Below are 26847 nucleotides of genomic sequence, written 5' to 3'. Positions count from 1 at the left end.
CCGTGGGTCGGGACTGCCGTTGGTATCTGCCTTTGGCCTGTTACTTGAGCTTGCTGAAGTAGTCGCTGTAGGCCGCGACAAATTCATTCGAGGCGGTGCCGCCGTCGGTCGTCTTGTCCCAGTTGACCGACCACGTCATGACGCCGCGCAATCCCGGGTATCCCGTGGTGCTGCGGAGCTTGTAGGTATTGGCATATCCCGACTTGCCTGTGATCAGGTAATCGAGAGCCTGCTTCACCTTGTCCGGGGCGAGGTATCCGCCAGCCGGAGCCGCCGAGGGCGTCGCGGGCAGGCCAATGGCGACCTTGTCCGCGCCGAGGCCCGGGAAGGCATTGGCTGCATTGCGCGCCACCGGGAAGCCCGAGATGAGCATCTCCGTCATGGCGACCACAAAGTCCGGCGTGCTCTGGCTCAGGATGAGATCCTTGTTGGGATCATTCACCCCGGTGTAGGCGAACTGCGAACCCGTGTTGTAGTACTGCACGTGGACAAACGTGAGCTTGTCGCGCAGCGCGTGGAGGATCGGGAGATACCCGCCGAAGGCTCCGCCGTAGTTGCCATAGCCGCCCTGGACGTACTGCGTCTCGGGTGCGGCGGTGAGGATGAAGCTGCTGCCATACGCATCCGCGATTTCCCGCAGGGCGCTGATCAGGTTCACGATCTTCGGTGTCTTCGGATTTTTGAAGTCCGTGTCGCCGCCGTCGAGGATCACGGATGTGCCTTCCAGGTCCACGTCGAGACCGTTGAAGCCGTATTCATCAATGATCGCCTTCATCGAGGTAACGAACTGCTGCTTCTGGGCCGTGGTCTTGAGTTCGATCGGAGCATTGGCGCCGCCGATCGAGATGACGACCTTGGTGCCGCGCTGCTTGAGGGCGGCGACGTCGGCCTTGAACTGCGTCTTGCTCTCCACCGCCGGGGCAAAGGCCATGTCGGCTCCGCCCGAGGTGGCGGGTTCGGCAAAGGCGATGTTCACCTGGCTGTAACGGCTGTCGACATTGCGCAGCGGGATGTACGGCGAGCTGGCGTTGTTCCAGTTATGCCAGTAGCCGACTACTGCGCGGGTCGCCGGGATCGTTGTCGAGCCGCCGCCTGTCGTGTCGGTGCCGCCACCAGTATTACCTGTGCCTCCAGTCGTTCCGCCGGTATCCGTGCTGCCGCCTGTCGTGCCTCCGGTATCCGTGCCGCCCGTGCTTCCACCGGTGGAGGCTGTCGCGCCGTTGAGGGCGAAGTTCTCCGCCACCTTGTCCGCGCTCGACGAGGTCTGCACGCCGAAGGTCACCGACTTGCCGGGAGCGATGGTGCCGTTCCACGACTCATTGGTGAAGGTGTAGCGGTTGCCCACCTTGGTGCCGCCCTTCGCGCTCCAGAAGCTGGTGATCGGAACGTCGAGGTCGAAGCTCACCGTCCAGCTCGAGAGCGAGGTCGTGCCGTTGTTCGTCACCGTGACATTGGCGCTGTAGCCGCTGCCCCAGTCGCTCGCGACCGCAAAGGCCACGCTGCCCGTCGCGGTGCTGCCACCGCCCGTCGAGCCGCCTGTGGTTCCTCCGGTGCTTCCACCGGTCGAACCGCCCGTGCTTCCGCCAGTAGTACCACCGGTCGAACCACCACTGGTTCCGCCGGTTGTGCCTCCGGTATCCGTACTGCCGCCCGTCGTGCCTCCCGTGCTTCCGCCGGTGGTGCCGCCGGTCGAACCAGTCGACCCTCCGGTGCTTCCACCCGTGCTGCCGGTCGAAGACGCCGCGCCGTTGATGACGAAGTTCTGCGCCGTCTTGTCCGCGCTCGACGAGGTCTGGATGCCGAAGGTCACCGACTTGCCGGGGGCGATCACGCCATTCCACGACTCGTTGGTAAAGGTCGCCTTCGTGCCGTTCTGCGAGCCCTTGGCGCTCCAGAAGCTGGTGATCGGTACGCCGAGGTCAAAGCTCACCGTCCAGCCGGTCACCGAAGCGGTGCCGTTGTTGGTCAGCGTGACATTGGCCGTGTAGCCGCTGCCCCAGTCGCTCACGACCGCAAAGGCCGCCGCAACCGAGGCCGAGCCGGAATCGGTCCCGCCCGTCGAGCCGCCAGTGCCGCCTCCGGTCGAGCCGCCCGTATTACCGCCGGTGCTTCCACCCGTATCAGCGGGCAGAGGAATACCGGCAGGCGAACTCACGAGAGCAACCGGGGTCTTGTAGTAGTTCTGCACCTTGCTGATCCAGTAGTAGCTCTCGCCCGAGCCCACGTTGTCGGTGCTGTCACCCACGCCGGGGCCGAAGAGCGCGACGGTCACGCCGGCATCACGGGCGAGTTGCAGGTGCGAACCCCAGGTGAGGTTGCTCCCGCTCGTGCTGACCAGCGACTGGCCGCCGTCGGTCGTGCCGAAGTACGTGGCGCGCGATCCCGTCGTGGTGAAGGTATCGCCGAAGAAGTACGTGGACGCCGAGTCCTCGTAGTTCTGCGTGGTGTTCGTCAGATCCGGGAACTTCGCATTCGTGTACGGGCTGATCGCCGTGGTCGAGTTGATGCGGCCCACCGGGATCTGCCACAGAGTCACAGGCAGCTGCGTGGCGTTGTGCAGCGCATTGACGAAGATCAGGTAATTCGTCCAGTGCGTCGCATTCCAGAACCACGTGGACTGCTGAGGATCGCTGTTCTTGTTCTCAAAGCCCGCATCGAGGCCGTATTTGTCGATGCTGATGAACTTCGCGCCATGGGTCAGGATGCCCGCCGACACATAGTAGTTGGCGATGGCCTTGGCTTCGTTGGAGATCGCATTGCGACCCTTGGCCAGGCCGAGTGTATCCGTGAGGCGCACGATGCCCTTGCCGGTGATGCCGGCATTGGTGAAGCCGCCCGCAGGCGAAGCCCAGAGGTTGAACTGCCAGCCGAAGATGGCATTGGGCTGGTATTTGCCAATGGTGTAGTTGATCGCCTCGACGAGTCCGCGCAGGGTGTTGGGGAATGTCGGGTCGACGCCCTTCACCAGCACGCCACTCGAGTAGGCCGCGTCGGTCTGTGCGACGATGGTATCGGGCGTTCCGGTGTTGTTTTGCGCGAAATAGCCGAGGAAGTCCGGCTCCAGCACCCAGCCGATGGGCTCATCGCCAGCGGCTTCCTTTGTGATCTCCAGCGCGTGACGCAGGTCGGCGAAGTAGCCTTCCATATAGGTCTTGGACTCGATGTGCGCCTTGTCGGTGTAGTAGCTCTCACCGCCATCGGGGATGTTGTACCAGACGAAGTACGGGATCATGCCGAGCTTGATGCTCTCCTCGACGAAGCGCGTGGCGCGCTGGCCGTTATTGAGCACGCGCCAGTTCCATCCGTCGCCGATGCTATTGGAGGCGCCGCCATTCAGGTAGATGTAGCGCACGTCGACGCGCTTGTTCTGCCCGGCGTTGGCAAAGTCGGACCAGAAATTCAGATCCGCAGTGGAGTCTTCGCTCACCGAGCCGATGGCGAGATAGTTCGGCAGGCCCGGAGCCGAGCCGTCGGCGTTGTTGATCCGCACGCCGAGGACGCGCGTCTTGCCCGATGTGGACTCGCTGATGCGCACCGAGGCGCGACCAGCCTTCTTGCCAGTGATCTGGAGCGCGCCATTCACGATGGCTGCCGCGGCGACATCCGGGTTGTTCGACACGACTGCATAGGTACCCGTGTTCTTGAACGGATAACTCTGCACGCCCGGGACCTGGGAAAGCTGGAGCACCTCGCCCTGCGCATCGGCATTCAGCACGATGTCAGGTGTGGTGGTCGACGATCCCGAGCCGTTGCCGCTATCTGTGGTCGATCCACTGGTGTTCCCGGTGGTCGAGCTGGCGATGGCGGAGCCGTTCAACTTGGCATTGGTCAGCAGTGCGTCCTTGGCCGTACCATCGACCTGGATGCCGAAGGAAACGGAGCCGCCAGCCGGGATGTTGCCGGTCCAGCTTTCGTTGGTGAAGGTATAGGTCGAGCCCGACTTGCTCTTCTGTACCGCACTCCACGAACTCGTGATCGTGCGATTCAGGTCAAATACCAGCGTCCAGCCACTGATGGCCGTCGTGCCGGGGTTCGAGACGGTGACTTTTCCGGTAAAACCGGAGTCCCATTTACTCTCGACCGAGAGAGCCACGGTGGGAGCCGCGCTGGCCGAGGCCTGAGACAGGAATGTCGTCAGCAGCCCCAGCAGGAGGGTGATAAGCGGAAAAAGGGGATTCCTCTTCATAATTTTCTTTGCAGGAGGGTTAACCGGGCATGTAAGGGGAGGCCACGCGAACTCGACCAAGCGTCGCGGATACTCGATGAATCAGCCACAAAACGCGCCCCGTTCCACCCCCCATCCGCCGCCCGCTCCGTTCGGCGATGTGGTGCTGCGCTGGCTGCGTCGCCAGGTCATCCGCCGCAAGCTCATCTCCCTCTCCTTCTGGAGGGTAAATCTGGCCGCCTGGCTGGTCTTTGCGATGATGACCTTCCTCGTCCGGTGCCTCTTTCACCTCGATGTACCGAAGGCGTTGATTCTCACCATCTTGAACGAAAGTCTCGCACTCGGGACATCGCTCATTCTGCGTCGCTATTACCAGCGCTTTGGCATCCCGTTTCGACTGCGCACCGCTCTCTCGGTGGTTGCGGTCAGCCTGTTCTGGTCGATCATCCTTTCTCTCGCCACCTACCTGATCACCTTGCTGACGGGATGGCGGATGCAAAACATCACCGATCTGGAGTCGTCCATGCTGCGGTTTACCATCATGTGGACAGCCCTCCTGGGGTGGAGCCTCGGGTATTTCTGGTTTCAGGCGGAGAAGGCGTGGACGGCAGAATCGCGCCATGCCGAGGAGGCGGAGCACCAGGCTCATCGGATGGAACTCCAGATGCTCCGGGCCCAGCTCGACCCTCATTTTCTATTCAATTCCCTCAACGGCATCGCCGCAGAGGTCCATGCCCATCCCGATGAAGCCGTCGAGATGATCTGCCGTCTGTCGGATTATCTCCGCTACTCCCTGGAACATCGCAAACAGACCTTTACCGCGCTGGAGTCCGAACTCGGGGCCATGCATGCCTATCTGGAGATCGAGAAAGCCCGGTTTGGCGAACGGCTGCAGTTCTCCGTCGATGCGTCGCCGGAGGCCCTCACCCATCGCGTCCCCACCTTCATCCTCCAACCCCTCGTCGAAAACGCGCTAAAATGGGGCTTTCATCAGTCGGCCAATGCCATGACCGTCGACATCCGGGCCTTTCAGACGGGTGGGGTGCTCGAGATCGAGGTGATGAACAGCGGGCATCTCGAGTCCACCCCGCGCGACAAGGCAGGGGGCGTCGGCCTCGACACCCTCAGCCGACGTCTGGAGATCTATTACCCGGGCCGCCATCACTTCACCCTCGAGCAGAGGGGGCGGGTAGTCTGTGCGACCATTCAGCTGTGGGGTGCGGCGGAGGCGGTCTAGACCCGCTCAAAAAACTTCCCACCCCACGCTTTCGCTGGCAGAATCCAGAGCCGGTTCCCCAGGGTTCTACGCTGCCATGAATTCGCCAGTCACCGTCACGCATCCGTCTGCCGAGATGACGACACCTGTCGCATCGGCGCACGGCCCCATCCGCGTCATGCTCATCGACGACGAACGTCTCGCCCGACAAGGTTTGCGCGAGCTGCTGCACGAGTTTTCCGACGTCGAGATCGTCGGCGAGGCCGATACCGCCGCCTCTGCCGTGGCGCAGATCCCGTCGCTTTCGCCCGATGTCATCTTTCTCGATATCCGTCTCCCGGGAGGCGATGGATTCAACGTCCTGGAGTCTCTCGACCGCGTGCCGCTCGTGGTCTTCGTCACGGCGTACTCGGATTACGCCACGCAGGCTTTTGACGTCGAAGCGGTCGATTATCTACTCAAGCCTGTCCGTCGCTCGCGACTGGAGGAGACCCTGCGCCGCATCCGCTCCGAGATCGGCTCGGGCGACCAGCCGCCCTACGCTCTCTCCGACCGCATCTGCCTGCGCACGCCCGAGCGCACCATCATCGCGCCGCTTTCGAATCTCATTTCCCTGAAGGCCGAGGGAGATTTCACCCGTGTCGCCGTGGCCGAGCTTTCCCCGCTGTTGATCTGCCAGACGCTCGGCATCTACGAGCGCACGCTCCCCTCGCCGCCTTTTGTCCGGGTGGATCGCTCGCTCATCCTGAATCTCAACCGGCTGAGCTCAGTGGAGATCAGCCCCTCGCGAGGCGCCCGGGTCTTCATGGAAGGGGCGGAGGAGCCGATACCCGTCGGCCGTACCGGCCTGCGCCGCCTGCGCGCCGCCCTGCCCCAGCATCTCTCCGGCATCCCGGAAACCGAGAGCTAAACGGTCGCGTCAGCGCACAGCCGCTCCTGAAACCCTAAAGAATCTCCTGTGCCAACTCGCCAATGAGGCGATCCAGACGGGCGGGGTCCACAGGTTTGGTCAGGTGATGATCAAATCCCGATTCCTTGCTCCGGCGCACATCCTCCTCCATGCCATAACCACTCACGGCGACCCCTCGCAGCTTCGGATAGCGGGAGCGCAGCTGGCTCATCAGGGCCGAGCCGGAGATGTCGGGCAGACCGAGATCGCTGATGACGAGATGAAACGACTCCTTCTCTGCGAGCGCCAGCGCATCCTCGCCGGTGGCGGCCGCATGCACGGCATGGCCTTTTTGACTTAGGATCATCTGGAGCAGTTGGCGGGTATCATCGTGATCCTCGACGAGGAGGATCACCAGGCTCCGCCGCATCCCCGGCTCCGCCTCCATCGCGTCGTCCTGCTGGGAGGGTTGCGCGCTCCGGCGCAGCGGGATCTCGACGTGAAAAGTCGCACCCTTGTTCGGCCCCGGACTCTCGCCCCAGATACGGCCGCCGTGGGCGGAAACAATCGACCTGCTGATCGACAATCCGAGACCCAGGCCGCCAAAGAGCCGTGTGATCTCGCGGCCCACCTGTTCAAAGGGCTGAAAGAGCTGCGGCTCCTCCGCCGCATTGAAGCCGATGCCCGAGTCCCGCACGGAAATGCGAAACGCACCAGGTGTGGGATTTTCCGTGGTGATCCAGATCGATCCGCCTGAGGGGGTGAACTTCACCGCGTTGCGGATCACGTTCCAAAGCACCTGCTGGAGCCTCACGACGTCACCGACCGTGCGGGTGTCGACGGCGGAACGCTCCACCGTGAGAGTCAGATTCTTGGCCTCCCAGGTCGAGCGGCAAATCTCCAGCACCCGATCGAGGACGGAGTTGATATCCATCTCCGCATCCTGCAGCTCAAACTTTCCATGGGCGATCCGCGTGAGATCGAGGAGGTCGTCGATGAGGCGAATCTCCAGCTCGATATTGCGCCGGATCATGGAAAGATGAGTCAATACTCCCGCAGGCAAACCCCGCTCCTGCTGGAGCGTGGCGACGCCCATCAACGCGGGCGTGAGCGGGGTGCGTAGCTCGTGGCTGAGGGCCGCGAGGAAGCTGTCCTTCGCCGCGCTCGATCGCTCGGCGACCTCCTTGGCCAGCCTCAAAACCTCACCGGATTTCTGCAAGCTCAGGTCGGTCACGACGAGGCAGATCACCGTCTGGTCCATGAGCGGCAGCGGGCTCGCGGTGAAGTGCACGGGCAATGCCACGCCCTCCGCGCACTGGAGGAAGCTCTCGTGCTTGGTCGCGCCCTCGTGATCGCCCAGCACTGTCGAGATGGCAGCCCAGCTCTCCGCATCGAGTCGCGGGATGAGTTGCGAGCTGATCACCTGGTCGAGCGGCTCGCCGAGCATTTCCGCAAATCGCTGATTGCAATACAGGATGAGGCCTTCCGGAGTCACGGTTACCGCCCCCTCCTGCATCTGCTCGACATAGATGCGATAGGGGTGCTCCGCCCCGGAGAGGCTGTAAATCTTGTTTCCCTTGCTGCCGGTGACGACCACCGCATCGACCTCGCCATTGCGGATGGCGTTGAGAGTCTCCTGCGCCTCATGGAGGCTGGCTTGCAATTGCCCAAACTCCGTCGGGCTCAGCCAGACTCCGCGATTGCCAGCATTTTCAGCCGACTCGGCGGGCGGCTCCCCAGGATTTCCGTTCATTCGTCGTCTTCTCCGTGTTCAGGGGTTTCGTGGGTGAGATCGAGACCGACCAGGATGCGTTCGCGATCGGAAAGGTCTCCGATCAGGCGCTTGTGCGGCAGCGGCTCCGACTTGACCAGCGTGGGAGCGGCGATGATCTGGTCATCCTGGGCTGCTGTCGGTTGCTGGTAAATGTCGACGACCGTAAGGTCGTAGTGCCCCGCGAGATAATCGTCGCAGAGCGCCCGGATCGTCTCGATGGCCTTCGCCGAACGCATGGTCGACCCTGTCACATAAAGGCGCAGCACATAGTGCTGTTCACCCGAGGTGTTTTTCAACATCTCCTCAAACTCCCGGGTACTGTCGATGTATTGGCTTCGCTCCCTTTGCATCATGTTAATCCCTTCGCACGTCCTTTGCGGGTGGACTCCCCTAGTTTGCTTTCAGGCTTTGGATATCCATGCCCACGATGACCTTTTCCGAGTTGGAAAGATCGCCTACCACGCGCTTGATCGGCTCAGGAAGCTTCCGCACGAGTGTCGGCAGAGCCACGATCTGGTCCGATTGGGCCAAATGCGGATTCTTTACCAGGTCGATCACCTCGATCCGGTATTGCCCGGGCAGATGTTCCTCGCACAGCCGCTTGAGATTGGCAAAGGCTGTGAGGGATTTCGGTGTCTGTCCGGCGACATAAAGACGGAGCGAGAATATCTCGGTATCCGGCGCTGTGCCGTTCACGCCATGACTGGCGGTTTTCTGGGTTTTCTTCTTCATCGACGACGTTTCGGAGCTGTGGATTCAGAAGCGAGACCACGGCTCCGACTCATGGCTTCACGATCACTGGAAATTTTCTGCAGGCGCGCCTCCTCGGCCTCGACCGCACGCTTAAACTCTTCCTCTTCCGCCATCAAACCGGCGCGGAGAGCCTCGATCTGCGCCTCGGCGGCGCGTCGGCGGTGTTCATACGCGAGCTTCTTGCGCGCGATCTCGTCCTCCGTCTTGCGCAGGTCTTTTGCGTTTCGCGCCTCCTGCGCCACCCGGGCGGAACCGGTGAGCACACCTTCATCGCCGAGGTAGGCCTCGACCAGCTTGAGTCCCTGCGTGGTGATGAGAAATTCCCGCACTTGATTGGAGTGCGCCATGCCGCGCGATTTCAGGATGTACAGCAGCCGGTTTCGCTCGCCGTTCGTCTCCACGTCGCGCAGCAGCAGCCAGGTGTCGACGATGGAGCTGAGCCCTTCCTCGGTCGCCTCGAGAGCCTTGCCGCCGCCGCTCAGGCTCACCATGAACCCGAGGATGTTGTTCTTCCTCAGGTAGTCCACCATGCGGATCAGCATGTTGGTGGATTCCTCCAGCGTGCCGGCATTCTGCATGTTGGAGACCGGGTCAATGACGACCACGTCGGGTTGAAAATCTTCTATGAGCTTATGCATGCGCACGAGGTGCATTTCGAGTCCGAAGACCGTGGGTCTCGTGGAGTGGAACTCCAGTGTCCCTTTCTTCACGTATGGCGCAAGGTCTACACCTATAGATCGCATGTTCCTCTGAATCTGCGCGGGCGATTCCTCAAAAGAAAAGTACAGGCACCTCTCTCCGCGTGCGCACGTGGCTCGCGCGAGTTGCGCCGCCACGCTGCTTTTTCCCGTGCCCGCCGTGCCGGAGAGCAGCACCGTGCTCCCGCGGTAATACCCCCCTCCGCCCAGCATCTCGTCCAGGCCGTCCACGCCGCTGGAGATCCGCTCATTGGAAACCTCATAGTCCAGCCCGGAGGCCGTGATGGGCAGCACCGAGATGCCCTCCTCGTCGATGAGGAAAGGATACTCGTTGGTTCCGTGTGTGGTGCCGCGATACTTCACCACGCGCAGCCGCCGGGTGGAGATCTGGCCGATCACGCGATGGTCGAGCAGAATGACGCAATCCGACACATACTCCTCCAGCCCCTGCCGCGTGAGTTGCCCCTCGCCGCGCTCGCCGGTGATGACCGTCGTCATGCCCTTTTCCTTCAGCCAGTAGAAAAGCCGCCGCAGTTCCGAGCGGAGCACCGCCTGATTGGACAAACCCGAGAAGAGCGTCTCGATCGTGTCCAGCACGACGCGCTTCGCCCCGATCGACTGGATCGCATACCCGAGCCGGATAAACAGCCCCTCGAGATCGTATTCGCCATTCTCCTCGATCTCGGCGCGGTCGACCTTGACGTGATCAATCACGAGTTTCTTTTCCGCGATCAGCTTGTCCACGTCGAAACCGAGCGACGCCACGTTCTTGCGAATGTCGTCCGCCGTCTCCTCAAACGTCATCAGCACTCCGGGCTCGCCAAATTCCGTCGCGCCACGAATGAGAAACTCCACCGCAAAGAGCGACTTGCCGCATCCCGCCGAACCGCAAACCAAAGTCGGTCGGCCCTGCGGCACTCCCCCGTTCGTAATCTGGTCAAATCCGTCAATACCTGTCGGTGCCTTCTTCAGGACAGGGAGAGATTTTTTTACTTTCGCCATGAGGCATCCTCCCCCGTTCGCTCCGGCACCGTCAACCATCCCCACCCCGAGGACCCTAAGGTTTTACCCCTACCGTGCCCTAGTCAACCCATCGCAAGGCATCTTTCCCTCTCCCTGCGTCGTATCCCACCCTTCGCCTTTGTATTCCTCGCAGAGGACCAACCAGAACGTATGCTAAGGCGGAGGCGTTCCCTTAGCTTCCACCAGATGCGTACCCAGCGCGAACGCCACCTCCTTTTCAGGCCGCATGACCGCCAGCAAGTTCCTGCTTCCCTGAAGCTGAATGGGGCGCAACAGTTGAGCGATCGGATGAGCTCGAACCCGAGCGGTACACTTTTCGATCGTCATTATGAATTCAATGAAAGAACAACTCTCTCCAGCGTCATCCCGGCTTCGGCTGGTGCAGCCGGCAATATCTGCGCTTCTGGCATTCTTCGCTCTTGTCGCAGACGCCCGCAGTGGCTGGCAGGATGCAGTTCAGCCTGTGGGAGCGTCGGCGCTTTCGACTTCCTTGCATTACGCCGCGGGACTCGACCGAATGATTCCGACTTATTCGGGACCGACCTGCCGGATTAACGGCACGGCCATCGGCATGACCGCGTCCGGGGCATTCGACGAATCTGCGGCGCTGGCCGCTCTGCCCAAGGGAACTCCGTCGCTTGAGGGAATGGAGGTCGAACTGGCGTTGCAGCGTCCGGGCACGACGGAGCCGGTCTGGATGACGGTTCCGCCCGGTCAATCGAAACCGACCCTGGGCAAGGATGCCGCTGGCAATTGGTGTATTCACTTTACTGGGGGCCGTGCGCTCTCGACGGCTCTTGAGGGGATGTCCTTCGCAACCGGCGGCGGCAAGTCCTTTACGGGCATCGTCGTCAACCCGATTCGCATGGAAAAGGGAGGCGCAGGCTCTCCGGACTACCCTTGGTCATACCGTGGCAGTGGCGGCGCGAACCAGGTGGACGTGCAACTGGGGGGAAGTGTACCCGGCGGCACGGCCCTCTTCTCCTGGCGCAACGGGGCGGCGCAGAGTCCGTCTTACAAGTCCGCAGAGGCTCTCCCGGAGGGCTCCCACAATATCCTCACGCTCAACTGCGGTGCGGATGGATCTTTCGCCGTATTTCGGAATGGTGCGCAATTGAACACGCAGCAACGCGCGCCGTCACCATCGGCTCTGGAAGAGAATGCGGGAACGCTTCGCCTCGGGATCGACGGCAGCGAGCCCGCCGCAGCCAACCAGGGCCAGGATTTCCTGCTGTATGGCATCATTGTCTCCGACCGGCTCTCGATCCCGGAAATACGCACGCTGCACTGGGGGCTTGCCCGGCAGGCAGGATGGCGACGGTCTCTGACTCTGGGGCAACTGCCCGCGCTCGGCGAAGTTTTTGATTTCGGGAAAACGACGGATGCCGGAAGTAAAACCGCGATTCCGGGGCTGTTCGGAAAGGCCAATCTGGTCCTCAATACAGCCGAAGTCACCAACGGGAAGACGGTTTACCAACCGGCATTCTCGCCGGCTTCCGAGAGCGAGTATGGCATCCGCGGGCTCTATGCGGGGGATTACAAAAATGTGGCGAATGTTTTCCAGGCAGACACCGGCTATTTCTCCGACCAATGGGAATGGACCGTCTGGATGATCGCCATGCTCGACCCGGCCATGGCGTCGAACAATTCCCTGGTCGACCTGCTGGGAATGCGCTCGGGGCCTATGACCGAGCCCGACAGCCGCGGCAAGGGTGGAATCGAAGCTCCGTGGACGGTGGGTCGCCATCACAACAACTGGGTCTTTTACACCAATCCCACTGTCGCCATCGACAACCCGCCGGAGATCAACTTTGAAACGGATTTCGCCAAGTGGCCGAGCAAAGTGGTTCAGGCTCCAACAGGAAAGACCGACCTGACCCACGACGAGTGGGGCAATGCCCACATCTTCGCCTACCGCGACCGCCTGCATTTGCAATGGGTCACCCAACCCGGCGACCCCAAGGACAATATCCCGCCAGCCATGAGCGTTGGGGATTCCGACGACCATAGGCCCGCTTCACTCCGTTATGGCGTTCCCTATCTGATCATCATCAAATACAAGCCGAACCCGGATCTGGACCGGAATAATCCGGCCACCTGGAGCGCCCACAAGCAAGACTCCTATAAGCAGATCAAGGCGGTGCCCCTGACCGAAGTGATGGCATGGGATCGCGCCGACTGCTCTGTGGCCACCACGGCAAAGGGGGCGCTGGCGGCGCCCGTGGCCGATGCGCGCATCATGAGTTGTGGGAGGATGCACATGAAGTATTCCTTCCAGGGCTACCGGTTTGCCGCAGGTTTCATCCCCGGCCGCATTACCACAGACGAGGAAGATCTGGCGATTTTCTACAATGGCATGAACCTGGCCAACTACCTTTCTGCGCCAGGCTCCTCCTCGAAATGACCGACTCTTTTCCCGCTGCAACAGCGAACAATCGGCCGACGCGCTGCCGCCATCGCTCGGGCGCTCCCAGGGAGTATCTGTCCCATCATTGCCTAGAGGTTGGGAGGCTGGCTTCGCCTGTTCCATCTCTCCGGGACTGAACAGCTCATCGCACCGCCTTAAACAAAAAAAAGCGAAGGAAGCCTCCGGCCCGGCGCCATCTCCACACAACGCCTGACCCTTGGCTTCCTTCGCTCTCTTGGCTCCGCCTGTTTACCAGGCTCGGCTCTGTCAAACCGCGCCCGGGGCTCCAATTCCCCGGGTCGGCTTTCTGTAAAAAGAGGCTGTCCTCTTAGCTCTGGTAGCTCTGCTTGTCGTCCACCTCGAGCCAGTCGAAGAGGGTGACTTTCGCCGGATCGAGGCCGGACTTCGTCGCCTCGCCCACGAACCAATCGCGCTTCTCCGGGTCGTCGTAGGGACGATAGCCCTCGACGTTTTTGCCGAACTCCGCGATCTCCTCGGGCGTCTTCGTCGCGCCGTTGGTATTGAACCACGCAACGATCTCCTCATCTGTCGCGCCCTTCTCGAGGAGGGCTTTGACGTCGGCGCCCTTCACTTCCTTGAAGCCGAAGAGGTAGTTGTCCAGCGGACAGTCGAAATGGTACTCGCCGTTTTTCCCGGCCAGCGTGGCGCGGCCCTTGTCGATCGCGCGGGCGAGGAGGATGTAGCCGCCCAGGCGTTCACGCGGGCTGCGCGGGGCTTCTTTCGTCAGGTCTTTGTATTCCAGTGTCGTGCTCATGATGTGTGTCTCCTTTTTGAATTTTGACGTCGCTTGTTTTCTAAACGACATCTGTTGTTAATCCATCACTAGACGGGAAGTTTGTCAAATGGTATGTTTGCTTCCATGGAGACGGAAGCCGCCTGCAACCTCGACCCTCGCGTGAAGCGCACGCGGGAGATGCTGCTGCGCGCCTTTGAGGAGCTGCTTGGCTCAAAATCCCTGCAAGCCATTTCCGTGCAGGATATTGCGGAGCGCTCCACCCTGAACCGCGCGACCTTTTACGACCACTACACGGACAAGTTCGCGCTCTTTCAGGACCTCATCGGGGAGAAATTTCGCAGCGCCTTCATGGCCCGCATGGCGGAACGCCCGGCCCAGTGCCCGCATGGCATTCGCGCGCTCATCGAGACGGTCTGCGACTTTTTGGCGGGATTTCCGTCGCGCTGCCAGGAGTTCCAGCGTCAGGCCGGGCCGTTAATCGAATCCACCATCCGCGAACGCCTCCGCGAATTCCTCGTCGCCGGGGCGCTGCGAGATTGCCCCGCGCGCGACCGCACCAATGCCGAGCTGCGCGCCACCCTGGCCGCCTGGGCGATCTGCGGCGCGGCCACGGAATGGCAGCGCCAGCAAACGCAGAGCCGCGATGAATTCGTCGACGCCGTGCTCCCGATCGTCCTGCCCATCATGGGCATAAGGTCCGAGGGCGCGACGGCCTCGCACTAAAAGCCGCTCCTCGCACCGCACCGAGCGGGACGGACATACCTAGCCGAGCCTCAGCTCGGAAAACGCCTCGCTCACCACCACCGGCTCGCTGCCCGCCACTGCATCCAACACGACGCGCTCTCCCGCGAGAGCCTTGATCGGCAGCCCCGGCGTCTTTTCCACCCACAGCGTCGGCACCTCCGGCGCCTGGTCCCGCGTGGCATCGCGCTCAAAGCCCCGGATCAAAAAATTCTCCACCCGGCTCTCGCCATCGATCAGCGCCTTGCGCTCGCCCGGCGTGCTCCACCAGACCTTCAGCCCGCGGAACTCGATATTCTCGATCCGCCCGACGCCCTGCGGGAAATCCTCGTCGCGGAAGAGCGGGGTGCGGCAATACCGCGCCCCGTCCATGTTGATGGCAAAGCACCGGCAGCCCGCCACCACGTTCTCAAAGCGCAGGTTGCGGATCGGCGAGACGTAGCTGAGCAGCCGCACCGCCGTGTGGCAGTCCTCCGCGTAGAGATTGCGAAAGACGATGTTCTCGATCGGCCCGCAGGTCATCCCGGTATTCTCCAGCCGCGCCATGCTGTCGTCGGCGTTCAGCGCAATCAGGTCATCGTTCGGCTGCCCCTTCGTCAGCGCGCGAATGTTTTCCACCACTCCATTGCGCACCCAGCCGTTGAAATGCAGCCCGTCCTGGTTGTTCTCAATGACGTCGCTCTGGAATCCGATGTTGCGGATCTCAAACCCGTCGAGCATGCACATGCGCACGAAGTACACGACGCTGTTGGCCACGATGAGGTCGCTGAGCTTGAGGTCGCGCACGTTGCGAAAATTCAGCACCGTTCCCGTGAAGGCCTTCAGGTTGAAAAGATCGGGGTCCTTGAAATTCGTCCGCCCCGTCTTGTTCCCGTCCCACGTCCCGCCCGTGATCTGAATCTCCGCGTTGCCAAAGACGGGGTCGCGGTTGGTCAGGAGAAAATCCTCCGCCCCGTGCGGAGTCTCCCCGCAGTGAAAAAGCCTCGCCCCGGGGTCGGCCACGATCTTCGTGAAGGAATCGACCTTCAGCGTCTGCGCGATCCGGTACACCCCGGCGGGAATGAAGACCTCCTTCCGCCCTCCATCGAGCACTTTCTGAATGGCTGCCGAGTCGTCTGCGAGTCCATCCCCGATCGCCCCGAGATTCCGAATATTATGCACTGGGTTGAAAATTTGACCCGGCATCATCCCGCACTTCCCCATCCGCATCAAGAACAGAGCGCCCTCCGCGAGGAAAGACGCCCGCTCCGCTCCGCCGCCATTAGCATTACCTGATCCTTCCCTTGCACCCCTCCGCACCACAGTGTTAGCAACCGGTTGCCAATCATTAGCAAGGTTCCTAAATGTAAAGTATTGGGGCGATGGCGTTATGGCCCCGCCTGGGGAAAACCGATTAGCTTGCCGCAGATTTCCCGCCTCCGGGTCATCTCCCCTCATCACACATTCTCCCAGCTATGAAAACCATCCCCCGGGTTGATTTTTCACGCCTGCGCGTCAGCGTCCGGCATATCGCAATTGCCTGCTCCGCCATCCTGCCGGGCCTGTGTTCATCAGGCCAGGCGCAGATCCTCGCCGATTTCACGGATGGCAACACCAGCGCGCTCGTCGATGGCTATCCCGGCGCGACCGGCTCCGGTTGGGCCTCGGGATGGACGTCGAACAAAACCTCCTCCGCCAATGTCACGCTGACCAACTCCGCCTCCTCGGCCTCGCCGCTCGCGGGCGGCGGCAATTACCTCTCCGTGCAGGTGAGCAATGCCAGCACCGCCTCGGACTACGGCGGCGCGGTGACGCGCACCTTTGACTCCGCCGTGGTCGACCCCTCGACCCCGTGGGATTTGTACTTCGACTTCCGCGGCGACTCGGTCATTCCCGCCGTGAGCGCGGATACGAATAGCGACTACGCCATCTTTGGCAGTATCTCAAACTCCGCCGCCCAGCTTGATGCCAACACCACGTGGGGCCTCACGATTCGCACCGCCAGCGGCGCGACGCGGTGGCGCTACTACAGCGGCTCCACCCTCGTCGACACCGGCATCACCTACACCACGGGCACCGTCTACCGCGTGGGCGTTTTCGTCGATCCGCAGGCGAAGACGTATTCCTTCATGATCAATGACGGAGCCACCGTCTACGAAAGCCCGACCGGCATCCCCTTCCGCAATGCCTCCGTGGGCGTGAACAAAGTTTTCTTCTCCGCCAAGGACGACAAGGACCACACCGGCTCGGTGAATTTCTCCCTCGACCATGTGCGCATCGAGGCTTCCGGACCCATCCTGGCCGAGGGCTTCCCCGAGCCCATCGTGCCGAATATCAACGGCGCGGCCCTGCATACGAATACCTACATCGACTTCACCTCGACCGCCAATGACCCGGCGATGAACCAATACGCCAACGCGGGCTACCGCTTTGCGCGGTTTGGCGTGCCGTGGTTCGATGTCGAGCGCAGCGCGGGCAGTTACAATCTCACCTCCCCGCAGTCCTACATCCCCGGCTATCAGCAGCTCGTGGAAATGCTCGCGAGCAAGGGCATCCGCCCCATCATCTTCGTGGGACTCGGCAATACCGTGTACGGCACGGATACCACCAACGGCGGCATCCAGACCGATGCCCAGCGGCAGGGCTTTCACGACTACTGCAAGGCCCTCGCCTATGCCTTCCGCGATTTCAATCCCATCTTCGAGATCTGGAACGAGCCGAACCTGAGCGGCTTCTGGGTGCCCGCATCGAATGTCGATGAATACATGGCGCTCGTCCCCTACGCCGTCTCCGGCCTGCGCGAGGGCTGGCACCTCGGGCGGGAATCGCAGAACCTCCCGAATCCCCTCGTCATCGCCCCCGGCGTGGCCAATGCCTGGGCGCGCGGCAACTTCATCGACAAGTGCTTCGACCGCGGCCTGCTCGACCTCGTCGACGGCGTCTCGATCCACCCGTATTCCAACTACAGCTCCGATCCCGCCAAGCGCGTCCCCGAGGCCCTCGCCTCGCCCATCTCGCTGCTGAAGACGGAGCTCGCCGCCCGCGGCAAGCCCAACTTCCCCATCGTCCTCACGGAATGGGGCTTCTCGACGGACCGCAACGACTACGGCGTGAGCACCGACACGCATGCAAAGTTCGCCGTCCGCCAGATCCTCATGGGCTACTACACCGGGCTCACGATCAACTGCGTCTACTCGCTCGACGACGCCCGCAATGTCGATGACAACACGTCCGACAAACACTACGGGCTCTTCACCACCTCGGGGGCGAACTTTGCCAAGACCCTCGTGGCCAAGCCCGCCGTCGCCAAGGTCGCCGCGCTCAATGCCGCCCTCGACGGCTACCGCTACGTCCAGAAGGTCTCTCTCGGCAACACCGCCCCGCTGAACAACGCCAAGGACTGGTGCCTCGTCTTCTGGAACCCCACCGCGCTCGATGCCGACGGCACGCCCGGCAATGCCAAGGCCGTCCTCTGGACCACCGAGACCTCCAACCTCACGGGGCCGTACCAGCTCGCCTTCGACTTCCGCGGCGACTCCGTCATTCCCGCCGTGAGCGCGGATACGAATAGCAACTACGCCATCTTCGGCAGCCTGGTGGAAAACGCCTCCGGCCTCGATGCGAATACCACCTGGGGCCTCGGCGCGACCTACTCCGGCGGCGCGCTCCAGTGGCGGTACTACAATGGCTCCACCCTCACGACCACCGGCGTCACCTTCGTGCCCGGCACGGTCTACCACATCGTGGTCAATGTCGACCCGGCCGCGAGCACGTATTCCTTCACCATCGCGGGCGGCTCCACGAACTACACCAGCCCGACCGGCATCCCCTTCCGCGCCACCGGCACGGCGCAGCAGCGCGTCTTCTTCGGCGCCCGCGATGACAAGGACCACCCCGGCGCGATGACCTTCTCCGTGGATAACCTCGCCATGCAGCTCTCCGGCGGCTCGACCACCCCGCCTGTCGGCCCCCTCGCCAGCTTCTCCGACGGCCTTACCAATGCCGCCACCGACGGCTTTCCCGGCATGGCGGGCAATCGCTGGCTCACCCCCTGGGCGCAAAACTCCGGCTCCGCCGCCAATATCGCGATCACCAGCGCCATCACCTCGACGGCCCCTCTCAACAGCGGCGGCCAGTACCTGCAAATCAACGTCTCAAACTCCAGCACCGCAAGCGATTACGCCGGAGCCATCGCCCGTTCCTTCGACACCCTCATCGGTGTGCAAAAGACCTCCCCCGACCTCAAGCCCCTCCTCGGCCTCGACACCTCCGTCACCACCCCCTTCTCCGACGACCCGGTTGTGGTGGATCTGGATGGGTATACCGCGCCGTGAAAAAGATTATGCGAGCATACCGGAGCAGCGAAAACTGACACTATTGCTATCCGCTGGACCAAAATTCCCCCATCCCATGCCATCGATCCGTTACAAATCCCAACCTCTCCCAAATTCCCTCAGAACACAATAGCGTTATTTTTTCACGCTTGCCGACTTCAAATATAAAGCAATATTAACAACCAAAGCTCAAACTCCTCTCTGAACCTCTTTTAAAAGATCAACCTCAAACCGATCAAACCCATAACCCGCAGGGTCAAATTCTTTAACTTGCTTAATCGCCACATCTAAATCCTCACTAAGATTTATGCTCTCAGCGATTCGTTCCCCCAATTGGATAGGCAACCCGTATTCCTCAAGAGCAACTAGTGCGGGATTTCGAAATAGCTGTTCACATCTCGCCGCAAAAAGAGCGTAATTTCCACTAACTCCGAATCTCGCATCAAAAATATGCTGCTGTATTCGCGAAACTGCCATTAAAAGCCTAGGAAACTCAAATCCCGCCCAGTTGCGATCAAAGGAAAACACTCGCTCCACAGCCTCATCAGGGGAGGCCGCCTGATACTTTCCAGGGCGCAGCTCTTCGAGAATCCGACCTTTTATTCCGGGAGAAGATTTCAATTTCCATAACTTTAACGTCAATTGCTCTGGAGATGAAACGCCGTGCTTCCTGCCAGCCACAAAATACTTCCACAATAGCCGCGCCACCACTAGTAGTCCGTCGTAATCTGGAAATCTCTTCCACCAGAACAACGAAGCCTCCGACCTCTTGAGCCCCGAAAGCTCTTTGGCTAATTCAATTTGCGCCAAGGGATCAAGTGTAGAATTTTTTCTGATTACCTCAATTGGAAGAATGGTCTGTCGATATATCTCATCAACCCTGCCGTCAGATTCAGAGCTCAGATCCTCTCGCTCCATCTGAATGAGAAGGCTTTCAGGAACCTCCGCCCCCTGCGTTATTGCTGGAAAATCAACATAGGGCAACTCCTCCTGAGGTGGAGGATGAAAAAGGTAGACGCGACCAACAAAATGCTCAAACATCCGCCCGCATCTCCCCCTAATATTATTGAATGTAAAGAAGTCCACAGGAACTTTATTAATTACATTATCAAATATTATTACATTTTTTGCACATGTATTAACACCCTCGATAAGAGTGGACGTACAAATTAGGAATTTTATTTTGTTTTCATTAAAAGCCCTAACACTCAACTGCCCCAAGGATCGAGGCAGCCGCCCATGATGCAAACCAACGCCGTGCGTTATCGCTAGAGGATAAATCCATTTTGGATGAAAATTCTCGGAAATCCAGCGCGCCGCATCTCCCATCTTCCGACCATCGGAGACAATTTCCTTTTCCACCAACGCCCGCGCAACCTCGTTAACACGGGCCGGAGATTTGCAAAAAATCAATGTAGGTTCATCAATTTCAGAACACAATTTCAGAAGCTCATCCAGATCATTATCCCAGTTGTAAACTTCGACAACATCACTGGCCACAGTCGAGAATCTTGTCGGGAAAAAATAGCATGGAAGCTTAGCTTCAATTCCATCCGGTATAGCTTTAACGCTGGGACCAAGAAGATAGAACTGCCCTCGACTCTTACTCAAACGATAGAAGGCTTGGTTTAAGGCCACAAATCGCGCCTGATCCCTATCGCTGATTGCTCCGATTTTATAAAACTCATCAATTACAAAAAAATCTATAGGCGGCAATTCCTCGTACGCATTTAACCTTTCAGCAGTGAATACGAAAATATTCCTCTTATCCGGCCTCTGAGACAACTGAGAAACTATTTTATAGGAGGGAGAGAACGAAACCAACCTACGCCTAGTCTCATCAATTAACGCGATAGACGGAACGAGAATCACAATATTTTGAAATTCTTTAGCAGAAATAATAGAATCAATGACACGGCTCTTCCCAAAGCTTGTCGGTGCGCTCAAAATTACATTTTCCCCATCGATTAACCGCCTGAATACCTGAGCCTGCACTCGATGAAAGACGAAATCAGAACTCTCGTCTGGTCTATGAAATTCATATGCCAACGAATCCTTTAACGACAACTCCTCTTGGTCCAGATAAGGAAACAAACCAACCTCTCTCGTAAGCCCATCAAGAACCTCAGAGAATCCGCCAAATTCGACACGCCGCTCCAAGGCTCTAAGGACAAGATCCCTTCCAATTTCTTCGCCTTCCTCATCATTAACATACCTCGCGATCCCTTGCAAAATCTCAAACGCCCGCTCCTCAACCCCTTCTCCATGAGATAAAATAAGCCGAATTTCTTCCTTTTTCATTTGTTCTGCCAAGACTTCAGGTTCCTATCGAGAGCGGCGATAAGCTCATTTTTCAAGTGAATAGGCAAAAGGAAAAGACGAACATTAAGCGCTGGCGAAATCTCAATAGCCTTCATTTTTGCCACAAATGATGAATGGTTTTTAATAACCTCCTCTTCAAACCCTTGAATATACTCGTCACTGCACGCAGTATGGCGACCAACACAGTCACTTTCGTAAGTTAAAAGCACGGGAATGCAAGCTCGCTTAAATACGGTATCGAGGGAGACGTTAGGTGATAGAAGTTTCTTCAATTGTTGCGCATGAGGATCTCTTTCATCTAGCTTTCCCTTTATCCAAAGAAACTCATCTTTTAGATAGTCTCTCTGCGTATGCGATTCAATCTCGGAAACCACATCGCGAATCGCGGAATTGATATTTTTATAGAACTTTACTTCCCCAATCCAAAGCTCCATGCAATCCGGCGGCCCAACAACATGGACGGCATCGAAGCCCTTTACAGTATCATTCGCGGATGTCTTATAGTATATCTTCGAAATAGCAGGCACTGAACCAAATACAGTTCTAATTGCCGCATGTAGAAATAGCTCCCCAAATTCTCCTCGGCTCTTGAATTTCTCAGATTTGTAGATCTTTCGAGCAGCCTCCCGCATAAGTCTCACCATGTTGCCTGAATGCACCCCCGCCCTTTCACTTGAACTTAACGCAAAATCAGGAAGCCACTCCATCATATGTTCAGCCAACTGGTCAGCCCGCCATTTTTCCATTTCGTATCCAACACATAATCCGGTCAACGATGGGTCGATGGACAGATCATGAACACGCACTTCCCAAAACGGTTCCGGATGAGGAGAGATGATATTCGTCATACAAGACCTTCAATTGAAGACGAACACTCACATTCGACTTCATATTTGCCTTATAGCGTAACCCATTTCATGCCAAGGAGATTACAATCACTATCTTAAATTATTTGACGAAATTGATCAAGTCTCACTCAGCAAGGACAAGCTATCGTGTTAAATCACGATAGCTTTGTTTCAGAAATTCGCCGGAGGCTCGGGCAAGTGTTTAGACAACAGTCTTGCTACTGCTCATCAGTAGAGGCACTTCGCTTGATACAAAAGTGATATGCAATTCCATCGCTCCTACTAACGGCTTCTTTCGGTTCATCACCCAAGTTTTAAAATCGAGAATGACCAGGGATAAAGAGGCGTGGAACATACCCCCGCCCTTGCCAGCCGTCGCGGGATCGTCCAGAATGGGCGTTTTTCCTTTCCAATGGCTGAACTTTCCAAAGCGTACGAACCGCAGGCGGTAGAAGACCGGCTTTATGCGTGGTGGCTCGAGCAACGTTGCTTCGAGGCGGACCCGCAGTCGGCCAAACCGGCGTATTCCATCGTCATCCCGCCGCCGAACGTCACGGGCGTGCTCACGCTGGGGCATGTGCTGAACAACACGATCCAGGACATCCTGGCCCGCCGCGCCCGCATGCAGGGGCACGAGGTGCTGTGGCTGCCGGGCACGGACCATGCCGGCATCGCCACCCAGACCGTCGTCGAGCGCAAGCTCCGCAAGGAGGAGCACAAGACCCGCCACGACCTCGGGCGCGAGGAATTCCTCAAGCGCGTGTGGGAGTGGAAGGAAAAGCACGGCGGCATCATCATCAACCAGCTGAAGAAGCTCGGGTGCTCGTGCGACTGGAGCCGGGAGCGCTTCACCATGGACGAGGCCTACGCGCGGCGCGTGCAGGAGGTCTTCGTGGACCTGTACAACAAGGGCCTCATCTACCGCGGCGTGCGGATGGTGAACTGGTGCCCGGTTTCCCTCACCGCCTTGAGCGACGAGGAGGTGATCCCGACGCCGCACAAGGGCTTCCTGTATCACTTCAAGGTCGAGGTGGTGGAGGAGCCCGGCACGTGGCTGGAGATCGCCACGACGCGGCCCGAGACGATCATGGGCGACACGGGCGTGGCGGTGAACCCGAAGGACCCGCGCTATGCCAACCTCATCGGCAAGCACGTGCGGCGTCCGCTCCCGCTGGACAACCGCGCGGAGATTCCCATCGTGGGCGACGAGGCGGTGGATTTTGAGTTCGGCACGGGCGTGCTGAAGGTGACCCCGGCCCATGACAAGGTGGACTACGAGATCGGCCTGCGCCACGGGCTGGCGGTGATCGACGTTTTGAACCCCAACGGGACGCTGAACGACCTGGCCGGCGAGGAATTCGCCGGGCTGGATCGATTCGAGGCGCGCGAGGCCGCGGTGGAGAAGCTCCGCGAGCTGGGCCTGCTGGTGAAGGAGGAGCCTCACGAGAACAACGTGGGCTACAGCGAACGCGCGGGCGTGCCGATCGAGCCGAGGCTCTCCGAGCAGTGGTTCCTGAAGTACCCGATGACCGTGCAGGCGCGCGACGCCGTGCGCAATCAGCTCATCCGGTTCTTCCCCGACCGCTGGGAAAAGGTCTACGACCACTGGCTGGAAAACATCCAGGACTGGTGCATCTCGCGCCAGCTCTGGTGGGGCCATCGCATCCCGGTCTGGAACAAGGACGGCGAGGTGCGCTGCCAGGTGGACAGCCCCGGCGAGGGCTGGGTGCAGGATGGAGACGTGCTCGACACGTGGTTCTCCTCCTGGCTGTGGGCGCACGACACGATGGACGACGCCACGCGGGCAAAGTTTTACCCCACGAGCGTGCTCGTGACGGGGCCGGACATCATTTTCTTCTGGGTGGCCCGCATGATCATGGCGGGGCTGGAGTACATGGGCGAGGTGCCGTTTCGCCACGTGTACTTCACCGGCATCATCCGCGACAAGCAGGGCAAGAAGATGTCGAAATCGCTGGGCAACTCGCCCGACCCGCTCGATCTCATCGCCAAGGTGGGCGCGGATGGGTTGCGCTTTGGCATCATCCGCATCGCGCCGCAGGGGCAGGACATCCGCTACGACGAGCAGCAGATCGTCGAGGGGCGCAATTTCTGCAACAAATTCTGGAACGCCTGCCGGTTCCGCCAGATCCAGGGCGAGATCGACCCGGCGGCGGACCCGTCGAAGCACGAGCTCTCGCTCTTCGCCAAGGACCTGCTGGCCAAGCTCGACGCGACCATCCGGCGCATCGACACGGCGTATGACGAATATCGCTTCAGCGAGGTGGCGCAGGCGCTCTATGATTTTGTCTGGGGCGACTTCTGCGACCGCTTCATCGAGGCGGCCAAGGCGGATTTCCAAAACCCCGCCCGCCGCGAGGGCACGCTGGCCACGATCGACTACGTGATCGGCCGCGTGCTGCGCCTCCTGCACCCCTACGCGCCCTTTATCACCGAGGAGCTGTGGCACGAGCTGGGCTACGGCACGGGAAGCATTCAATACGCGGAATGGCCCAAGGCCCACGGCTGGGAAGCCGACGCCCGCGCCGAGGCGGCCTTTGATGCCGCCGCGCAGGCCCGCAATCTCCGCGCGACCTACAACCTGCCGTCCAACAAGCGCCTCCGGTGGTTGCTCCAGCCCAGCGAACCCTGGGTGGCGGGCGAAACCGGCGTGCTTTCCGTCCTGCTCAATGCTGAGGCCATCGAGATCGTGACCGAGCGCCCGGCGGGTTCCGTCGCCTCCTGCCCGAGCCCGATCGGCCTGCTCCTCCTCCCGCTGGAGGGCATCATCGACCCCGAGAGCGAAAAAACGCGCCTCGCCGGGGAGATCAAGAAGGTCGAGGTGGAAATCAAGAAGGTGCAGGGCAAGCTCTCCAGCGAGTCCTTCGTCAACGGAGCCCCCGCCGAGGTCGTGGCCGAGCATCGGGCGCGCGAGGCGAGCTGGAAAGGGCGGCTGGAAGCGCTCCGCGACGCTGTGGCCAGCCTCGGCTAGCCGAAGGCGGAAGTGGGATTTCGGAAGTGGGAAGTGTTTCGTGATGCGGAGCACTTCCTGAGCTTCCGCGCCTTTGCGCCTACGCTGGAGGGGCTTCTACTTCTGATTTCGACTTCTGGGTTCCAACCTCCGACCTCCAATGATTTCCTGGCTTGAAACCACCGCGGAGCCTCGCATCGCGCGAGTCAGTTCGCTCCAGCCCGATATCCGGGAGGCATGGCTTGCAACAGCCGGGAGAAGATGGATCGACCTCGATGGCAGGCAGATGCGTGATTGGAATCGCGCATATGAGCACCTAGCCCGAGAATTTGATTTTCCGAGCTACTTTGGCCGTAACCTTGACGCCCTCTGCGACTGCCTCTCTGATCGGCACGTGCTTCGAGCAGACGCCGTTGTGATCTGCCTGGCGCATTCGTCTGAGGTATTGGCCGACTCGAACAGCGACGCCTTGGCGAAACTGCTGGATACACTGGCGATGGTAGCGAACGAATTATCCACTCCCGTCAAGGAAGGGGACTCTTCGGACGGGCCCGCCATACCATTTCACGTGCTTCTTGCTGGAGTCGATAACGACGCCCGGCTGCAAGGCTATCCTACTGCTCCTGATTCTCGGTTTCCCGGCCCACTTAGCTGAGTAATTCTCAAAAAAGAGGCCCGTTTCCGCGAAAACTCAACCCGGCCCATGGGCCGGAAAAACTACTTCCGACTTCCGGATTCCGAGTTCCGACTTCGCGTCGTTTTCAACTTCGGTTGACTTCTCACGCTCCAGCCCCTACTTCCCACATCACATGGTCGAACATCTGCATATCTTTGTCATGGCTGGCGGCAGCGGCGAACGGTTCTGGCCGATGAGCCGGACCAGGACGCCCAAGCACCTCCTGCGCCTCCTCAGCGAGCAGACCATGCTGGAAATGACCGTCCTGCGCATGGAGGGCGTGGCCCCGTGGGAGCGCATCTTCGTGCTGACGAATGCCTCGCAGGTCGACGCCATTCGCAAGGAACTCCCCTTTTTGCCGCCGGAGAACATCATCGCCGAACCCGCCAAGCGCGACACCGCGCCCGCCTGTGCGCTGGCTACCGGACTCGCCCGCGCGCGCGATCCGCAGGCCATCTGCGCCCTGCTCCCGGCGGATTCCATGATTCACAACGTCCCCGTGCTGCGCCAGCAGGTGAGGGACGCCGCCCGCGCCGCCGCGACCAATGACGCGCTGGTGACCTTTTCCATTACCCCGAATCACCCCGCCACGGGCTTCGGCTACCTGCACCTCGGCGAGGAAATCGAGCCGGGGCTGCATCAGGTGCGGCGCTTCGTCGAGAAACCGGACGCCGAGACCGCGCAAAAGTACGTCGACAGCGGCGACTACGGGTGGAACGCAGGCATGTTCGTCTGGCGCTCCGAGGTCTTCCTCGCCGAGTGCGACCTGAACGCCCCCGCCCTGGCCAACTTCATCCGCCAGTTCCCCGCCGCCGACGTGGACGGGTATCTCGCCGGGTGCTTCGCCGAACTGCCCAAGATCTCCGTCGACTACGCCATCATGGAAAAAGCCCGCCAGGTGCTGGCCGTGAAGGCGAAATTTGACTGGGACGACGTCGGCGCCTGGACCTCGCTCCCCGAGCACCTCGGCGCCGATTGCGACGGCAACACCGCCCGCGGCGAAGTCCACCAGGTGAATTCCCACAACAACGTCGTCCTCGCCAACACCCGCGTCATCGCCCTCTGCGGCGTCAACGACCTGATCGTCGTCGAAACCCCCGACGCCCTCCTCGTCTGCCACCGCGACGCCGCCCAAGACATCAAAAAACTCCAGGCCTTCCTCCCCGAAAACGTCAAGTAAGCCGAAGGCGGAAGTTTCCGCTCCGGTGGGGGTATTTGCGCACGACCACTGAGCACCTTGCAGGGACGCATTCCTGACGCTGATTGACGAACATCGCCCGCCCTTATTTTCGGGGGC

Annotated in this window: 17 protein-coding genes; 8 read left to right on the top strand and 9 right to left on the bottom strand. The window is 60.1% G+C overall.

Going from position 1 to position 26847, the window contains the following annotated elements; translation table 11 throughout:
• Positions 1-40: 40 nt before the first annotated feature.
• Positions 41-4186, bottom strand: a complete 4146-nt coding sequence (locus tag TSACC_RS21705) for a cellulose binding domain-containing protein (protein WP_084400250.1) — start codon at positions 4184-4186, stop codon at positions 41-43.
• A gap of 76 nt (positions 4187-4262) precedes the next feature.
• On the opposite strand from TSACC_RS21705, the gene TSACC_RS06185 reads away from it, so the two are divergent.
• Together TSACC_RS06185 and TSACC_RS06180 are read left to right on the top strand one after the other, a co-directional pair.
• Positions 4263-5402, top strand: coding sequence for a sensor histidine kinase (locus TSACC_RS06185; protein WP_075078513.1), 1140 nt, complete (start codon positions 4263-4265; stop codon positions 5400-5402).
• 76 nt (positions 5403-5478) lie between these two features.
• Positions 5479-6291: a LytR/AlgR family response regulator transcription factor gene (locus TSACC_RS06180; RefSeq protein ID WP_084400249.1), complete on the top strand. Its 813-nt coding sequence runs from the start codon at positions 5479-5481 to the stop codon at positions 6289-6291.
• 34 nt (positions 6292-6325) lie between these two features.
• Here the strand turns inward: TSACC_RS06180 and TSACC_RS06175 are convergent, their stop codons facing one another.
• Genes TSACC_RS06175 through kaiC form a run of 4 tightly spaced genes read right to left on the bottom strand, consistent with a single transcriptional unit; the run spans position 6326 to position 10497 of the window.
• Positions 6326-8023 carry an ATP-binding protein gene (locus TSACC_RS06175; RefSeq protein WP_075078512.1) on the bottom strand — a complete coding sequence of 566 codons (1698 nt, stop codon included), beginning with the start codon at positions 8021-8023 and terminating at the stop codon, positions 6326-6328.
• Positions 8020-8397, bottom strand: a complete 378-nt coding sequence (locus tag TSACC_RS06170) for a circadian clock KaiB family protein (protein WP_075078511.1) — start codon at positions 8395-8397, stop codon at positions 8020-8022. The genes TSACC_RS06175 and TSACC_RS06170 overlap by 4 nt, the downstream gene beginning before the upstream one ends.
• Positions 8398-8434: 37 nt before the next feature.
• Complete coding sequence (locus tag TSACC_RS06165; protein WP_075078510.1) at positions 8435-8776, bottom strand: circadian clock KaiB family protein; 342 nt, start codon at positions 8774-8776, stop codon at positions 8435-8437.
• Entirely contained in the window at positions 8773-10497 is a 1725-nt protein-coding gene (gene kaiC, locus TSACC_RS06160; protein ID WP_075080589.1) for a circadian clock protein KaiC, read from the bottom strand. The genes TSACC_RS06165 and kaiC overlap by 4 nt, the downstream gene beginning before the upstream one ends.
• Before the next feature lie 538 nt (positions 10498-11035).
• On the opposite strand from kaiC, the gene TSACC_RS06155 reads away from it, so the two are divergent.
• The gene (locus TSACC_RS06155) at positions 11036-12922 is read left to right on the top strand and encodes a hypothetical protein (protein WP_153811307.1); all 1887 of its coding nucleotides are present in this window, start codon (positions 11036-11038) and stop codon (positions 12920-12922) included.
• Between the two features lie 331 nt (positions 12923-13253).
• Here TSACC_RS06155 and TSACC_RS06150 read toward each other — a convergent pair whose 3' ends face one another.
• Positions 13254-13700, bottom strand: coding sequence for a DUF5069 domain-containing protein (locus tag TSACC_RS06150; RefSeq protein ID WP_075080588.1), 447 nt, complete (start codon positions 13698-13700; stop codon positions 13254-13256).
• A gap of 105 nt (positions 13701-13805) precedes the next feature.
• Between TSACC_RS06150 and TSACC_RS06145 the strand changes: the two genes are divergently transcribed.
• Positions 13806-14405: a TetR/AcrR family transcriptional regulator gene (locus tag TSACC_RS06145; protein WP_169809557.1), complete on the top strand. Its 600-nt coding sequence runs from the start codon at positions 13806-13808 to the stop codon at positions 14403-14405.
• A gap of 39 nt (positions 14406-14444) precedes the next feature.
• Here the strand turns inward: TSACC_RS06145 and TSACC_RS06140 are convergent, their stop codons facing one another.
• Complete coding sequence (locus TSACC_RS06140; RefSeq protein ID WP_169809556.1) at positions 14445-15584, bottom strand: glycosyl hydrolase family 28-related protein; 1140 nt, start codon at positions 15582-15584, stop codon at positions 14445-14447.
• Between the two features lie 293 nt (positions 15585-15877).
• Between TSACC_RS06140 and TSACC_RS06135 the strand changes: the two genes are divergently transcribed.
• Positions 15878-18736 carry a glycoside hydrolase family protein gene (locus TSACC_RS06135; protein WP_075078506.1) on the top strand — a complete coding sequence of 953 codons (2859 nt, stop codon included), beginning with the start codon at positions 15878-15880 and terminating at the stop codon, positions 18734-18736.
• A gap of 189 nt (positions 18737-18925) precedes the next feature.
• Here TSACC_RS06135 and TSACC_RS06130 read toward each other — a convergent pair whose 3' ends face one another.
• Together TSACC_RS06130 and TSACC_RS06125 are read right to left on the bottom strand one after the other, a co-directional pair.
• Positions 18926-21037, bottom strand: coding sequence for a DEAD/DEAH box helicase (locus TSACC_RS06130; RefSeq protein ID WP_075078505.1), 2112 nt, complete (start codon positions 21035-21037; stop codon positions 18926-18928).
• On the bottom strand, positions 21034-21906 hold the full coding sequence (locus TSACC_RS06125) for a HamA C-terminal domain-containing protein (protein WP_075078504.1): 873 nt from the start codon (positions 21904-21906) through the stop codon (positions 21034-21036). Before TSACC_RS06125 ends, TSACC_RS06130 begins: the two co-directional genes overlap by 4 nt.
• Positions 21907-22318: 412 nt before the next feature.
• On the opposite strand from TSACC_RS06125, the gene TSACC_RS06120 reads away from it, so the two are divergent.
• The 3 genes from TSACC_RS06120 to TSACC_RS06110 all read left to right on the top strand — a co-directional run bounded on the left by TSACC_RS06120 (position 22319) and on the right by TSACC_RS06110 (position 26730).
• On the top strand, positions 22319-24895 hold the full coding sequence (locus TSACC_RS06120; RefSeq protein ID WP_075080587.1) for a valine--tRNA ligase: 2577 nt from the start codon (positions 22319-22321) through the stop codon (positions 24893-24895).
• 139 nt (positions 24896-25034) lie between these two features.
• Positions 25035-25529 (top strand): barstar family protein, encoded by a 495-nt coding sequence (locus tag TSACC_RS22665; RefSeq protein ID WP_075078503.1) that lies wholly within the window; start codon positions 25035-25037, stop codon positions 25527-25529.
• Between the two features lie 154 nt (positions 25530-25683).
• On the top strand, positions 25684-26730 hold the full coding sequence (locus tag TSACC_RS06110; RefSeq protein ID WP_075078502.1) for a mannose-1-phosphate guanylyltransferase: 1047 nt from the start codon (positions 25684-25686) through the stop codon (positions 26728-26730).
• Positions 26731-26847: the final 117 nt, after the last annotated feature.

Origin of the sequence: Terrimicrobium sacchariphilum (assembly GCF_001613545.1) — a bacterium.
GTDB lineage: Bacteria > Verrucomicrobiota > Verrucomicrobiia > Chthoniobacterales > Terrimicrobiaceae > Terrimicrobium > Terrimicrobium sacchariphilum.
This window is presented reverse-complemented; position numbering and strand designations above follow the sequence as displayed.